The 13,507-nt window shown below is 72.9% G+C and carries 11 protein-coding genes; 5 read left to right on the top strand and 6 right to left on the bottom strand.

Annotated elements, in window-relative coordinates; translation table 11 throughout:
- Nucleotides 1-30: 30 nt before the first annotated feature.
- Complete coding sequence (locus ACZ7NC_RS09180) at nucleotides 31-1,011, top strand: serine hydrolase (RefSeq protein WP_471486310.1); 981 nt, start codon at nucleotides 31-33, stop codon at nucleotides 1,009-1,011.
- Nucleotides 1,012-1,025: 14 nt separating this feature from the next.
- Here ACZ7NC_RS09180 and mycP read toward each other — a convergent pair whose 3' ends face one another.
- Nucleotides 1,026-2,237 (bottom strand): type VII secretion-associated serine protease mycosin, encoded by a 1,212-nt coding sequence (mycP, locus tag ACZ7NC_RS09175; protein WP_471486708.1) that lies wholly within the window; start codon nucleotides 2,235-2,237, stop codon nucleotides 1,026-1,028.
- A 32-nt stretch (nucleotides 2,238-2,269) separates the two neighbouring features.
- Nucleotides 2,270-3,547, bottom strand: a complete 1,278-nt coding sequence (locus ACZ7NC_RS09170; protein WP_471486309.1) for a hypothetical protein — start codon at nucleotides 3,545-3,547, stop codon at nucleotides 2,270-2,272.
- A 997-nt stretch (nucleotides 3,548-4,544) separates the two neighbouring features.
- Here ACZ7NC_RS09170 and ACZ7NC_RS09165 point away from each other — a divergent pair.
- Nucleotides 4,545-5,747: an amino acid deaminase/aldolase gene (locus tag ACZ7NC_RS09165; protein ID WP_471486308.1), complete on the top strand. Its 1,203-nt coding sequence runs from the start codon at nucleotides 4,545-4,547 to the stop codon at nucleotides 5,745-5,747.
- Between the two features lies 1 nt (nucleotide 5,748).
- Here the strand turns inward: ACZ7NC_RS09165 and ACZ7NC_RS09160 are convergent, their stop codons facing one another.
- From ACZ7NC_RS09160 to ACZ7NC_RS09145, 4 genes are read right to left on the bottom strand one after another with little or no spacing between them, the layout of a single operon-like run.
- The gene (locus tag ACZ7NC_RS09160; protein WP_471486306.1) at nucleotides 5,749-6,696 is read right to left on the bottom strand and encodes a DUF2510 domain-containing protein; all 948 of its coding nucleotides are present in this window, start codon (nucleotides 6,694-6,696) and stop codon (nucleotides 5,749-5,751) included.
- Between the two features lie 20 nt (nucleotides 6,697-6,716).
- Entirely contained in the window at nucleotides 6,717-7,499 is a 783-nt protein-coding gene (locus tag ACZ7NC_RS09155; RefSeq protein ID WP_471486304.1) for a 3-oxoacyl-ACP reductase, read from the bottom strand.
- Complete coding sequence (locus ACZ7NC_RS09150) at nucleotides 7,496-8,869, bottom strand: aldehyde dehydrogenase family protein (protein WP_471486302.1); 1,374 nt, start codon at nucleotides 8,867-8,869, stop codon at nucleotides 7,496-7,498. Before ACZ7NC_RS09150 ends, ACZ7NC_RS09155 begins: the two co-directional genes overlap by 4 nt.
- Before the next feature lie 8 nt (nucleotides 8,870-8,877).
- A complete protein-coding gene (locus tag ACZ7NC_RS09145) occupies nucleotides 8,878-10,242 on the bottom strand; it encodes a glutamine synthetase family protein (protein WP_471486300.1) in 1,365 nt (454 codons plus the stop codon).
- Nucleotides 10,243-10,328: 86 nt separating this feature from the next.
- Between ACZ7NC_RS09145 and ACZ7NC_RS09140 the strand changes: the two genes are divergently transcribed.
- The 3 genes from ACZ7NC_RS09140 (at nucleotide 10,329) to ACZ7NC_RS09130 (ending at nucleotide 13,402) form a co-directional block, all read left to right on the top strand.
- Nucleotides 10,329-11,075 carry a FadR/GntR family transcriptional regulator gene (locus tag ACZ7NC_RS09140; protein ID WP_471486298.1) on the top strand — a complete coding sequence of 249 codons (747 nt, stop codon included), beginning with the start codon at nucleotides 10,329-10,331 and terminating at the stop codon, nucleotides 11,073-11,075.
- Between the two features lie 171 nt (nucleotides 11,076-11,246).
- Entirely contained in the window at nucleotides 11,247-12,692 is a 1,446-nt protein-coding gene (eat, locus tag ACZ7NC_RS09135) for an ethanolamine permease (RefSeq protein ID WP_471486296.1), read from the top strand.
- 35 nt (nucleotides 12,693-12,727) lie between these two features.
- Entirely contained in the window at nucleotides 12,728-13,402 is a 675-nt protein-coding gene (locus ACZ7NC_RS09130) for a gamma-glutamyl-gamma-aminobutyrate hydrolase family protein (RefSeq protein ID WP_471486706.1), read from the top strand.
- Nucleotides 13,403-13,507 lie beyond the last annotated feature (105 nt).

Below are 13,507 nucleotides of genomic sequence, written 5' to 3'. Positions count from 1 at the left end.
CCGCACAGCCGCCGCCCCGACGATCGCGGGATGGAGTCCTCCAGAGTCCGCCCGCGTCACCGGCCCCTGCCCTACACCGCGCTCGCCTTCGTCCTCGTCGTCAGCGGTGCCACCGTGGGGACCGTGTATGTGAAGGCTCAGGCGCACTCGGGCGGGAGCGCCGTATCGTCGGCGGCGACGCCCTCGGCGTCGGTGTCGGTCCGGGCGGGTGGGGAGGAATCTGTGGAGCCGGTGGCGGAGCCGACCGTGGACCACGACGCACTGCTGGCCGAGGCCATGGAGTCGGTGACCGTCGAGGACGGCGCCGAGGTGACGGTGGCGGTGCTGGACCTGGAGTCCGGTGCGAGTGCCACGTACGGAGACGGCAGCTTCGACACCGCGAGCATCGTCAAGGTCGACATCCTGGCCGCGCTGCTGCTCCAGGCGCAGGACGCGGGGCGGCAGCTGACGGCGGCGGAGAAGTCGTACGCGACCGCGATGATCGAGAACAGCGACAACGCCTCCGCGTCGCAGCTGTGGCGCACGATCGGCGAGGCCGAGGGACTCGACGCCGCGAACGAGCGCTTCGGGCTCACCGGGACCGAGGGCGGCGACGGGATGCTGTGGGGGCTGACCCAGACCACCGCCGCCGATCAACTCCGGCTGCTGCGGCAGGTGTTCGGGGAGGACTCGGAGCTGAGCGAGGCCTCGCGGAGGTATCTGCGCGGCCTGATGGGGCAGATCGCCGCGGATCAGCGGTGGGGGGTGTCGGCGGCGGCCGACGGTTCCGCGTGGGCGCTGAAGAACGGCTGGCTGCCGCGTACGGCGACCGGGCTGTGGGACATCAACAGCATCGGGCGGGTGACGGTCGACGGCCGTGACTGTCTGGTGGCCGCGCTGTCGAACGGCAACACGACACAGGCGAAAGGGATTTCGCTGGTCGAGACGGCGGCGGTGGCGGCGGTGTCGGTGTTCGCCGATCAGGACGCGTCGGCTTCCGCGCCGCCGGTGTCCGCCACGGCCTCGTCGTAGCTCCGAGCCGCCTTCTAGGAACCGAAGCGTCCGCGGCGGCCCCGCCACACGACGACCGCCGACACCAGGAGCGTCCCGCCGACGCCGCCCGCGAGCCAGGCGGTCCAGCTCGTCGCGTCCTCGTCCGAGGAGGCGGCGTCGGGGCCCGAGCCGAAGTACTGCTCGCCGTACGCCGCCGGCTTCAGGCTTCCCGGCTTCAGGCCGGCGGCCTTCTTGATGGCGGCGGCCGGATCGATGAAGCCGTAGCCGCGGGAGTCGTCGCGGCCGTCGGCGGGGGCGTTGCGGGCCGTGTCCTCCAGGAGCTTCTTGATCTGGGCCGGGGTCAGGCCGGGGTGGGCTGCCTTGACCAGGGCCACCGCGCCGGAGACGAAGGCGGCCGCGGCGCTCGTGCCCCAGCCCTCGTAGTACTTGCGGTCGGGGTCCGCGATGACGACGTTGACGCCGGGGGCGCTGACCGTGGCGTACCAGCGGCGGGTGGAGAAGGAGGCGCGGGTGCCGTAGCGGTCGACGGCGGTCGCGGCGATCACGCCCGGGTAGGCGGCCGGGTAGGAGATGTGGTCGCCCTTCTCCCCGCCGTTGCCGGCCGAGGCGACGACGACGGCGCCCTTCTTCAGGGCGTACTGGACGGCCTCGTCCTCACCGGCCTCGGGGTGGGCGGACCTGGAGTCGTCGCCGAGGGAGAGGTTGATGACGTCGGCGCCGTGGTCGGCGGCCCAGCGGATGCCCTCGGCGAGGGCGTTGCCGCGGGTGCTGCGGGCCTTGGCGCGGGCGGGGTCGCCGTCCTCGAGGATGACGCGGACGGGGAGGATCTTGGCCTCGGGGGCGATGCCGAGGACACCGTCGCCGTTCCCGGCGCCGTGTCCGTGGCCGGCGATGATGCCGGCCATCGCGGTGCCGTGCCGGGCCCAGGCGCGGTCGCCACGCTCGGCTCCGAAGCCGACCATGTCCTTGCCCTGGAGGATGTTGCCGGCGAGGTCGGGGTGGTCGGCCTCCACGCCGGTGTCGAGGACGGCCACGGTGACGCCCTCGCCCTTGGTGGTCTGCCAGGCCTCCTGGGTGTGCATGGCCTCCAGGGCCCACTGCTGGGCGCGTATGGAGTCGGCGTGCGCCGCGGTGGGCGGCAGCAGGGCGAGGCCGGCGCCGAGGAGGACGGCGAGGGGGCCGGTGCGGCGGGTCACGAGGTTCTTCACAGCACGAGTCACGGCGTCGGCCGCCGCGCTGTTCATGCCGGTGTTCGTGCCGGTGTTCGGGCCGGTGGTCATGACGACTGCTCCGTGGACGGGCCGACGTTCTTGCGCAGGGCGCGTTCGACGCGGTCGGCGAGGCCCCGCGCCTCATGGCCGAGGCCTGCCTGGGCGATGGCCGTGGTGGCGCCGGACTCCATGGCCTCCTCGGCGGGCTGGGGGTCGTCGACGGTGCGGTCGTCGGCCCAGCCGGAGACGGCGAACACGACGACGGGGGCGTCGGTGAGTACCGAGACGGTCCAGGAGGCGCGCTGCTCGTCGCCGAATCCGGCGGCCGGGGTGCCCTTGGCGGCGTACGGGCGGGGCATCAGGTCCGTACGGCGGTCGAGGCCCTCCTTGGTGAAGCGGGAGTCGAGCGAGCGCATCGCGGTGGCGTCGGCCGTGGTGAAGAGCAGACCGACGGTGGTGACGTAGCTCTGGGTGGCGTCGATGTAGGTGGCCCGCAGGAGGCGTTCGCAGCCGACGGGGGCGAGAGCCTTGCGCAGCAGCGGGTCGAAGGCGTCCGCGCAGCCGGTGTCCGGTGCGACGGCGATCCGCGTCCAGGTGCGGTCGGCGCCGCCGGGACCGGCGCCCTTGCCGCTCACGGTGGGCGGGAACAGCTGGTTCACGGGGACGCTGTGCCAGAGGCTCCCGGCCTCGGCGAAGGTGTCCTGCGCACCGTCGTCACCGCTGTCCCCGACCAGCCAACTGCCGGTCAGGGCACCGCCGATGAGCCCTACGCCGAGCACGACACAGGCGGCGGCCGCCGCGATCCGGGGCCGGATGCGCACCCCGAGGGATCGAGGCCGAGCCTGCTGGTCGTACCCCTCGGGCTCCCCGAACGACACGAAGGGCCGCCCGGAACCCGGCGACATCGGGGCACTCCAGGAGTGGGAGGGGTCGGGCGAGAAGGCGGCGGAGGGCGGCATGTCCCGGGGAGGGCCGGCAGGCGCCGAGCCCGCGTAACCGGACCCGGCCGCACCGCCGGAAGGGGGCTCGTGCGCGGGGCGCATCGGAGGCAGAGGGGCGGATACGCCGGGGGCGGAGCCCGGCCGGGAAGGCGCTCCGGCGGAACCCCGCCCGGCAGCGGCGCCGCGCGCGCCGGAATTGCGGTCGGTGGCGGGCCGGTTGCCGGAGCCGCGTGACGGATCCGCCGGGATCGGGCGAAGGCGGAACGTGGTCTCCGCCGCCGTCTCGGCGGGGGCGCCGGCGCGGCGTGGCGCCGAGGGCCGCTCGGCGGCACGCGGCTGAGGGGCTCGGGGCGCCGACTGACCGGTGCCTTCGGGGCGCGGCGAGTCGGAGCGGGGCGGCATGGCTCGCGACGCCGACTGCCCAGTGCTTTCAGAGCGCGGCGAAGCGGAACGGGGCGGAACAGCCCCCGGCACCGACCGGCCAGCGCCTTCCTGACTCGGCGAAGCAGGGCGCGGCGACGTGGCTCCGGGTGCCGGCTGGCCCGGGGCCTCGGCGCGTGGTGGGTCACCGGGGTCCGTGTGGGCGGTCGTCGGCGGGGCGTCCGGGAAGCGGGCCGAGGCCCGGGGCGGGGGCGGGGCCGTGGGGGTGCCGGGGCCGGGGGCCGGGATGCGCGGGGACGGCTGAGGCTGCGCACCGGACGTCGCGGCTCCGCCGGTGTGACGGCGTGGGGCGGGCATGCCCGGGCCGTTTCCGGACGTGGGCGCCGTCGGTGTGCGGGAACTCGACGGGCCGCCCGTCGCGGCCGTGAATCCGGCCGGCGCACCGCCGGGAGCATCCCGTCTCACGCCTGCCGTACGTCTGTCAGGTCCGTCCGAAGGGTCGCCGGGAGAGTCCCGCCGCACGCCGACACCGCCTGGCACCGATCCCTCCGTTCGCGCGCCCTCGCCGGTCGGTCGTGGGGTCGCCGTGCCCGGTTCGTCCGTCTTCTCGTCCCGCTGGTCGCCGGCCCTCGGCGGGTCCGCGGGTCTGGGCGGGGCCGCAGGGCGGGGCGGGACGGCGGGCGGGGGCGGTGTAGCCGGGCGTGGGGGGATGGAGGCGCGACGCGCTTCCGTGCTCATGCACCCCCCGTTTCCTCGTACCCGGGCCCGCCCTCGTGCGCGGGCCGCCGCTGCGTTGTTCCGTCTGCCCCACCCGGCACGGACTCCTCCGACCAGGCACGCATACCCGCACCGAGGGAGCGTCATCCCGGCGCGGACGTGCGGCCGGGGACGTTCCCACGTGCGTGCGCGTCACTCTACGGGTTGAACCTGCGCGAACGGGAACCAGTCCACGACCCCGTGCACATCTGCCCGGAACGTCCCCCTACCCTGCGGTAATCCCGTCTGGCAGGCTGCGTTCATGACTGCGCGCGCCGCTGACCGGGCCCGTTACGAACGGGCCACCGCCCATCTCGAAGCCCCACTCGCGATCGTGGACCTGGACGCCTTCGACGCCAACGCGGACGACATGCGCCGCCGGGCCGGCGGAAAGCCGATCCGCGTCGCCAGCAAGTCCGTACGCTGCCGGGCCCTGCTGGAACGCGTGCTCGCGAAGGACGGCTTCGCGGGCCTGATGTCCTTCACCCTCGCCGAGTCCCTGTGGCTCGCGCGCTCCGGGTTCGACGACGTCCTGCTCGCCTACCCGTCGGCCGACCGCGCCGGTTTCGCCGAGCTGACGAGCGATCCCAAGCTCGCGTCCGCCGTCACCGTGATGATCGACGACCCGGCACAGCTGCGGCTGATCGACGGGGCACGCAACGGCGGCCGCGAAGTGGTGCGGGTCTGCCTGGAGTTGGACACCTCGCTGAAGCTGCTGGGGGGACGAGTGCGGGTCGGCGCCCGGCGCTCCCCGCTGCACTCCCCCGCGCAGGTCGCCGACATGGCCCGGGCCGTCTCGCGGCGCCCGGGGTTCGAGGTCGTCGGGATCATGGCGTACGAGGGCCACATCGCGGGCGTCGGTGACTCCGTGGCGGGGCGGCCGCTCAGGTCGCGTGCCGTACGGCTGATGCAGGCCGCCGCCCGCCGGGAGCTCGCCGAGCGCCGGGCCGAGGTGGTGCGGGCGGTGCGGGCCGTGGTGCCGGGGCTCGAGTTCGTCAACGGCGGCGGGACCGGCAGTGTGCAGTTCACGGCCGCCGAGGACGCCGTGACCGAGATCGGTGCCGGGTCGGGGCTGTACGTACCGAGGCTGTTCGACAACTACACGTCGTTCAGCGGTCGTCCGGCCGCGCTGTTCGCCCAGCCGGTCGTGCGCCGGCCGGGGGTCGGCGTGGTGACCGTCCTCGGGGGCGGGTATCCGGCCTCGGGCGTGGCGGGGCAGGACCGGTTGCCGGTGCCTTATCTGCCGGAAGGGCTGCGCTACGACCCCCAGGAGGGGCCCGGCGAGGTGCAGACACCGCTGCTGGGCTCCCCCGCCGACGATCTGCTGATCGGCGACAAGGTGTGGTTCCGGCACGCCAAGGCCGGTGAGATGTGCGAGCGGTTCGACGCGCTGCACCTCGTCGAGGGCAACGCGGTGACGGCGACCGTGCCGACCTACCGGGGTGAGGGGCACACGTTCCTGTAGCTCAGTTGGCCGTGGACCGGATGCCCTGGGTGAAGCGGTCCATGTCGGCCAGCGGCGGCCCGTCCTCGCCCGCGTCGAAGACATAGCGCACGACGACCGGCGACTCGGTGCCGACGCGGGACGGGAAGGCCAGCGACTGGACGTAGCCGCCCGGTCCCTCGGCCGTCGTGACCCGCCAGCGCACGAAGTAACCGGCCCGCCCCGACACCGTGACCGGGCCGGATCCCAACACCTGGTGGGACTCGATGCCGCCGAAGGGGCGCCGGCCGACGAAGTCGCGGTCATAGGCGTCGCCGGCCGCGTCCTGGATGTCCGCCTTGGCGATGGCCTCCGGGGAGGTCCCGTCGTCGGCGGTCGCCGTGCGCGAGCTGACCTTGCCGTGCCGGCAGTAGCCGAAGTCGGCGGGGCACTCGTAGGTGCCGTCCGTGGTCATCAGGACGTCCGCCTCGGTGAGGTTGCGGGGCCTGACCCAGCCGGCGAGCAACGGCAGGGTGATCCCGTTGAGCTGGTCCGTCACCACGGCCGCCTCGTCGGCGGCGGGCTCGGAGGCGGAGTCCGACGGGGTGGGGGTGTCGGAGGCCGGCTCGCGGTCCACCGGCGCCGAGGTCCCGAGCGTGGGCGCCGTGTCCACGCTCGCGTCCCCGTCGTCCTCGCCGAGGACGATCACGCCCGTGACGATCGCCGTGAGCAGGACGGCCCCCGCGGCGACGAGGGCGACGACCTTGGGTGCCCGCCCGGAGGCACCGCCGGCGGTGGGCCGCCCGGGTGTCATCGGCACGGTCGTATGCGGCGCGTACCCCTGCGGACCGGGCACCGGCGGCGTCGGGGACGGCGGTGCCGTCGCCTCGGGGGCGCGCCGGTGCTCGGTCCAGGCCGTTCCGTCCCACCAGCGCTCCACATGCGGGGCGGAGGGGTCGCGGTACCAGCCGGGCGGGGGCGTGATGCTCATTCCGGCAACTGTAGGGCGGCCTACAGCGGCGTGACGTACGCCCCCGAGATTCCGCCGTCGACCAGGAAGTCGGTGGCGTTCACGAAGGAGGAGTCGTCGCTGGCCAGGAACGCGACCGCGGCGGCGATCTCCTCGGCCTCGGCGAAACGGCCGACCGGGATGTGCACGAGCCGGCGTGCGGCGCGCTCCGGGTCCTTGGCGAACAGCTCCTGGAGGAGCGGGGTGTTGACCGGGCCCGGGCACAGGGCGTTGACCCGGATGCCGTCGCGGGCGAACTGCACACCGAGTTCGCGCGACATCGCCAGGACGCCGCCCTTGGAGGCCGTGTACGAGATCTGCGAGGTCGCCGCGCCCATCCGGGCCACGAAGGACGCCGTGTTGATGATGGAGCCCTTGCCCTGCTGCCGCATGTAGGGGATGGCGGCCTTGCAGCAGAGGTAGACGGAGGTGAGGTTGACCTCCTGGACGCGCTTCCAGGCCTCCAGGCCGGTCTCCAGGATGGAGTCGTCGTCGGGCGGCGAGATGCCGGCGTTGTTGAAGGCGATGTCGACGCTGCCGTAGGTGTCGTACGCCGCCTTGAACAGCGCCTCGACCTGCTCGGGGTCGGTGACGTCGACCTTCACGAAGATCCCGCCGAGCTCCTCGGCGGCCGCCTTGCCGCGCTGCTCGTCGATGTCGCCGCAGACGACGTGGGCGCCCTCGGAGGCGAGCCGGCGGGCGGTGGCGAGGCCGATGCCGCTGCCGGCGCCGGTGATGACGGCGGTACGGCCGACCAGTCGGCGGCACACGTTTTCTTCGGTCACTGTGCGGGGCCTTCCGTGCTGATGAAGACGTTCTTGGTTTCGGTGAAGGCGGTCAGGGCGTCCGGGCCCAGCTCGCGGCCGATGCCGGACTGCTTGAAGCCGCCGAAGGGGGTCCAGTAGCGCACGCTGGAGTGGGAGTTGACGGACAGGTTGCCGGCCCGGACCGCCTGGGAGACGCGCAGGGCGCGGCCGACGTCACGGGTCCAGATGGAGCCGGAGAGGCCGTAGTCGGTGGCGTTGGCGAGGGCGACGGCCGCCGCCTCGTCCTCGAAGGGGAGGACGACGGCGACGGGGCCGAAGACCTCCTCGACGGCCACGCGGGCGTGCGGGTCGACGCCGGTGAGGACGGTGGGCGGGAACCAGAAGCCGGGGCCCTCGGGGGCCTTGCCGCGGATGCCGTCGAGGTCGTCGGTGACGTACGAACGGACCCGGTCCAGCTGGGCCTTGGAGATGAGCGGGCCCATGTCGGTCCCGTCGTCGGCCGGGTCGCCGACGGTCACGGCTTCGATCGCGGGGCTCAGCAGCTCCATGAAGCGGTCGTATGCGGAGCGCTGGACGAGGATGCGGGTGCGGGCGCAGCAGTCCTGGCCGGAGTTGTCGAGGAACGACATGGGCGTGGCGGCCGCGGCGGCTTCGAGGTCGGCGTCGGCGAAGACGATGTTGGGGCTCTTGCCGCCGAGTTCGAGGGTGACGCGCTTGAGGAGTGCCGAGCCCTTCGCCAACACCTGTTTGCCCACGGTCGTTGACCCGGTGAAGACGATCTTCGCGACGCCGGGGTGCTCGACGAGGGCGTTGCCCGCGACCGGGCCGTGACCGGGCAGGACTTGGAACAGTCCCTCGGGAAGTCCCGCTTCCAGGGCGAGTTCCGCCAGTCGCAGAGCCGTCAGCGGGGTCGTCTCGGCGGGCTTGAGGATGACGGCGTTGCCCGCCGCGAGCGCCGGGGCGGTGCCCCAGGCCGCGATCGGCATCGGGAAGTTCCAGGGGGCGATGACGCCGACGACACCCAGCGGTTCGAGGATCGTCACGTCCAGGCCGCCGGGGACCGGGATCTGACGGCCGGTGAGCCGTTCCACTCCCCCGGCCGCGTAGTCGAGCAGATCCCGGACGTTGCCCGCCTCCCAGCGGGCGTTGCCGACGGTGTGCCCGGCCTCGCGGACCTCCAACTGGGCGAGTTCCTCCACGTGTTCGTCGACGGCGGCGGCGAACCGGCGCAGCAGCCGGGCGCGTTCGCCGGGCGCGAGGGCGGACCACACGGACTGCGCCCTGGTGGCCCGTACGACCGCCGCGTCCACGTCGGCCGCGGTGGCGGCCGGGACGGTGGCGACGACCTCTTCGGTGGCCGGATTGAGTACCTGGAGCTGGTCGGACAAGGAGGGCCTCACATGCGTTCGAAGGAGCGGCGCAGCTCCCAGTCGGTGACCGCGGCGTCGAAGTCGTCCAGCTCGACGCGCGCCATGTTGCGGTAGTGGGCGACGACCTCGTCGCCGAAGGCGGCCTTGGCGATCGGGCTGTTCTCCCAGAGCTCGGCGGCCTCGCGCAGGGTCGTGGGGACGTGCTCGAAGTCGGCGGCGTAGGCGTTGCCGGGACAGGGCTCGGGCAGCTCCAGTTTCTGCTCGATGCCGTACAGACCGGCGGCCACCAGCCCTGCCACCGCGAGGTGCGGGTTGACGTCGCCGCCGGGGAGGCGGTTCTCGAAGCGCATCGAGCGGCCGTGGCCGACGACGCGCAGGGCGCAGGTGCGGTTGTCGTACCCCCAGGCGACGGCGGTCGGGGCGAAGGAGCCCGGCTGGAACCGCTTGTAGGAGTTGATGTTGGGGGCGTAGAGGAGGGAGAAGTCGCGCAGCGCGGCCAGCTGACCGGCGAGGAAGTGCCGCATGACGTCGGACATGCCTCCTTCGCCGTCCCCCGCCATGGCGTTGTCGCCGGCCGCGTCCGCGAGCGAGAGGTGGATGTGGCAGGAGTTGCCCTCGCGCTCGTTGTACTTGGCCATGAAGGTGATCGAGACGCCCTCCTGGGCGGCGATCTCCTTGGTGCCGGTCTTGTAGATCGCGTGCTGGTCGCAGGTGACCAGGGCGTCGTCGTACCTGAAGGCGATCTCGTGCTGGCCGGGGTTGCACTCGCCCTTGGCGGACTCGACGGTGAGCCCGGCGCCCGCCATCTCGTTGCGGATGCGCCGCAGCAGCGGTTCGATCCGCCCGGTGCCGAGCACCGAGTAGTCGATGTTGTACTGGTTGGCGGGGGTGAGCCCACGGTAGTTCGCGTCCCACGCCTGCTCGTAGGTGTCCTTGAAGACGATGAACTCCAGCTCGGTGCCGACGTTCGCGGTGTACCCGTGCTCGGCGAGGCGCTCCAGCTGGCGGCGCAGGATCTGGCGGGGCGCGGCGACCACGGGCGAGCCGTCGTTCCAGGCCAGGTCGGCGATCAGCATGGCCGTACCCGCGTTCCAGGGCACGCGGCGCAGCGTGGCCAGGTCGGGGTGCATGGCGAAGTCGCCGTAGCCGCGGTCCCAGGACGACATGGCGTAGCCGTCGACGGTGTTCATCTCGGTGTCGACGGCGAGGAGGTAGTTGCAGCCCTCGGTGCCGTGCTGGAGTACCTCGTCGAGGAAGAAGCGGGCGGCGAACCGCTTGCCCTGGAGCCGCCCTTGCATATCGGGGAAGGCCAGTACGACAGTGTCGATCTCACCGCTCGCGACGAGGGCGTGCAGCTCCTCGACGCTCAGCGGGGGTGTGCGGTCTGCCACGGGAGAGCCTCCATACGGCTGCTTCGGTCGGCCGGGAGCCATAAGGTATTGCGCAGGACCATTGATTGGGAAGGGGGTCCGGCCATATGTCGCAGGCGGAAACGGAGCACGGGGCGCCCGGAGCCGACGACCGGCTGACCTCGGTGCTGCGGCCGGTGCGGGCCGGCAACGGCTTCGAGGAGGCCCTGGAGCAGATCCTCCAGGTGGTCCGGCTCGGTCTGGTGCCGGGCGGCGAACGGCTGCCCGCCGAGCGGGAGTTGGCGGACCGGCTGGGGATCAGCCGGGTGACGCTGCGCGAGGTGCTGAAGGTCCTCCAGGACCAGGGCCTGGTGGAGTCGCGGCGCGGACGCTACGGCGGAACGTTCGTGCTGCCGCGCCCCGTGACGCCCGGCGAGGAGGAGCTGCGCCGCCGTCTGAAGCACGTCGACGTCGAGGACACGCTGCGCTTCCGCGAGGTCCTGGAGGTGGGCGCGGCCGGGCTGTGCGCGGCGCACGGGCTGGACGAGGAGCAGACGAACCGCCTCCGCGAGGCCCTGGCGCACACGCATGACGCCCCGCTGGCCGAGTACCGCCGCCTGGACACGCTGCTGCACCTCACCCTCGCCGAACTGTCCGGCTCCCCCACGCTCACCGCCCAGTACGCGGCCGTACGCGCCAACGTGAACGACCTGCTCGACTGCATCCCGCTGCTGGTCCGCAACCTGGAGCACTCCCAGCGCCAGCACACGGCCCTGGTGGAGGCCGTGATCGAGGGCGACGCCGAGGAGGCGCGGGAGATCATGCGCGAGCACTGCGGGGGCACGGCGGCGCTGCTGCGGGGCTTCCTCGGCTGAGCGCGGCACACAGCCCCCCGTGAGCGTGGATTTACCACCGATTAACGCAGGGGTATTGCGTTCGAGCGACCGACACCGCAAAGGTATGGATCCATTCCATTGAACCGGAGCCCGGTCGACCCCACCGTGCCCGGAAATGCCCGGTGTCCACCGCACGTGGGGAGTTGGTCCATGTCCCTCGAATCCACAAGCACACCCGCCGCCGCCGAGGCGGACGACTATCTGGAGCGCAGAGCCCTGCGCCGCGGCAGCGCCGGCTGGGTGCTGCTGACCGGACTCGGTGTCGCCTACGTCGTCTCCGGCGACTACTCCGGCTGGAACTTCGGCCTGGCCGAGGGGGGCTTCGGCGGCCTGGCGATCGCCATGGTGCTCATGGGCACGATGTACGCCTGCATGGTCTTCGCCCTCGCCGAACTGTCCTCGATCCTGCCGACGGCCGGCGGCGGCTACGGCTTCGCCCGCCGGGCCCTGGGCCCCTGGGGCGGCTTCCTGACCGGTACGGCGATTCTCATCGAGTACGTCCTCGCGCCCGCCGCCATCGTCATCTTCATCGGCGACTACGTCGAGTCGCTGGGCCTGTTCGGGCTGGAGTCCGGCTGGCCGATGTACCTGGTCTGCTTCGCGATCTTCCTCGGCATCCATCTGTGGGGCGTCGGCGAGGCCCTGCGCTTCAGCTTCGTGGTCACCGGCATCGCGGTGGTGGCCCTGATCGTGTTCGCGCTGGCGGCGCTGCCGGACTTCTCCCTCGGATCGCTCGACGACATCCCGGTCGACACCTCGGCGGCGGGGTCGAGCTCCTGGCTGCCCTTCGGCCTGCTCGGCATCTGGGCGGCGTTCCCGTTCGGCATGTGGTTCTTCCTGGGCGTCGAGGGGGTGCCGCTGGCCGCCGAGGAGACCAAGGACCCGGCCCGTACGCTGCCGAAGGCGATCCGCTGGTCGATGGCCATCCTCGTCGTCCTGGCCGTGGTGACCTTCTTCGCGGCGGCCGGCGCACGCGGCTCGGCGGCGGTCCAGGAGGCGGGCAACCCGCTGGTCGAAGCGCTCCAGCCGGACGGGAAGGCCACGACCCTGAGCCGGATCGTGAACTACGCCGGGCTCGCGGGCCTGGTGGCGTCCTTCTTCTCCCTGATCTACGCGGGCTCGCGCCAGCTGTTCGCCCTGTCGCGCGCGGGCTACCTCCCCCGCTTCCTGTCCCTCACCAGCCGCCGCAAGGCGCCGTACCTGGGTCTGCTGGTGCCCGGCACGGTCGGCTTCCTGCTGGCGGCGGTGACGGGCGACGGCGCGCGGATGCTGAACATCGCGGTCTTCGGCGCGACCATCTCCTACGCGCTGATGTCCCTGTCGCACATCGTGCTGCGCCGCCGGGAGCCGGAGCTGGCACGGCCGTATCGCACGCCCGGCGGGGTGCTGACGTCGTCGGTCGCCCTGGTGCTGGCGTGCGCGGCGCTGGTGGCGACGTTCCTGGTGGACGTGACAGCGGCGGTGATCGCGCTGGTGGTGTACGTCGTGGCCCTCGGTTACTTCGGCCTGTACAGCCGTAAGCGTCTGGTGGCGACCGCTCCGGAGGAGGAGTTCGCGGCGCTGGCGGCGGCCGAGGCAGAGTTGGCACGGGACTGAATGTTCGAGTTCGAGGAGTTGCTGTGGCCAGGCCGCTGATCGGGGTCAGCACCTATCTGGAGTCCGGTGCGCGCTGGGGCGTGTGGGAGCTGGAGGCGGCACTGCTGCCGGTCGGCTATCCGCGGCTGGTACAGCGGGCGGGGGGCCTGGCGGCGATGCTCCCGCCGGACGACCCTGAGCAGGCGGCGGCCGCCGTGGCCCGGCTGGACGGGCTGGTCATCGCGGGCGGGCCGGATGTGGAACCGGGCAGGTACGGCGCGCAGCGCGAGCCCCGCACCGGGCCGCCCGCGCACGAGCGGGACGCGTGGGAGCTGGCCCTGATCGACGCGGCGGTGACGGCGGGCGTCCCGCTGCTGGGCATCTGCCGGGGTATGCAGCTGCTGAACGTCGCCCTCGGCGGGACGCTCGTCCAGCACCTCGACGGTCACGCGGAGGTCGTGGGCGTCTTCGGCAGCCACACCGTCAAGCCGGTGCCGGGGAGTCTTTACGGCGGTCTCGTGCCGGAGGAGACGTCCGTGCCGACGTATCACCACCAGGCCGTGGACCGGCTCGGCGAGGGTCTGGTCCCGTCGGCGTACGCGGCGGACGGCACGGTGGAGGCGGTGGAACTGCCGTCCGGGGGGTGGGTGTTGGGGGTGCAGTGGCATCCGGAGATGGGGGCGGATGTGCGGGTGATGCGGGGGTTGGTGCGGGCGGCGGCCGGCGGCTGACGGGCGTTTTTCGCCCCCGCCGCCCCTACCCGTCCCATCCCCAGGGGCTCCGCCCCTTCGACCCCGGCCAGGGGGCTCCGCCCCCTGGACCCCCGCTCCTCAAAC

The organism is Streptomyces sp. NPDC111802 (assembly GCF_055634335.1).
The sequence above is the reverse complement of the archived record's forward strand: the minus strand, read 5'-3'. Positions and strand labels throughout refer to the sequence as shown.

Bases quoted from the DNA above. Each gene is read 5' to 3' on its own strand.
- ACZ7NC_RS09165 (WP_471486308.1), top strand. From the start codon at position 4,545: ATGACTGCGCGCGCCGCTGACCGGGCCCGTTACGAACGGGCCACCGCC.
- ACZ7NC_RS09140 (WP_471486298.1), top strand. From the start codon at position 10,329: ATGTCGCAGGCGGAAACGGAGCACGGGGCGCCCGGAGCCGACGACCGG.
- ACZ7NC_RS09160 (WP_471486306.1), bottom strand. From the start codon at position 6,696: ATGAGCATCACGCCCCCGCCCGGCTGGTACCGCGACCCCTCCGCCCCG.
- ACZ7NC_RS09180 (WP_471486310.1), top strand. From the start codon at position 31: ATGGAGTCCTCCAGAGTCCGCCCGCGTCACCGGCCCCTGCCCTACACC.
- eat (WP_471486296.1), top strand. From the start codon at position 11,247: ATGTCCCTCGAATCCACAAGCACACCCGCCGCCGCCGAGGCGGACGAC.
- ACZ7NC_RS09170 (WP_471486309.1), bottom strand. From the start codon at position 3,547: ATGCCGCCCCGCTCCGACTCGCCGCGCCCCGAAGGCACCGGTCAGTCG.
- mycP (WP_471486708.1), bottom strand. From the start codon at position 2,237: ATGAACAGCGCGGCGGCCGACGCCGTGACTCGTGCTGTGAAGAACCTC.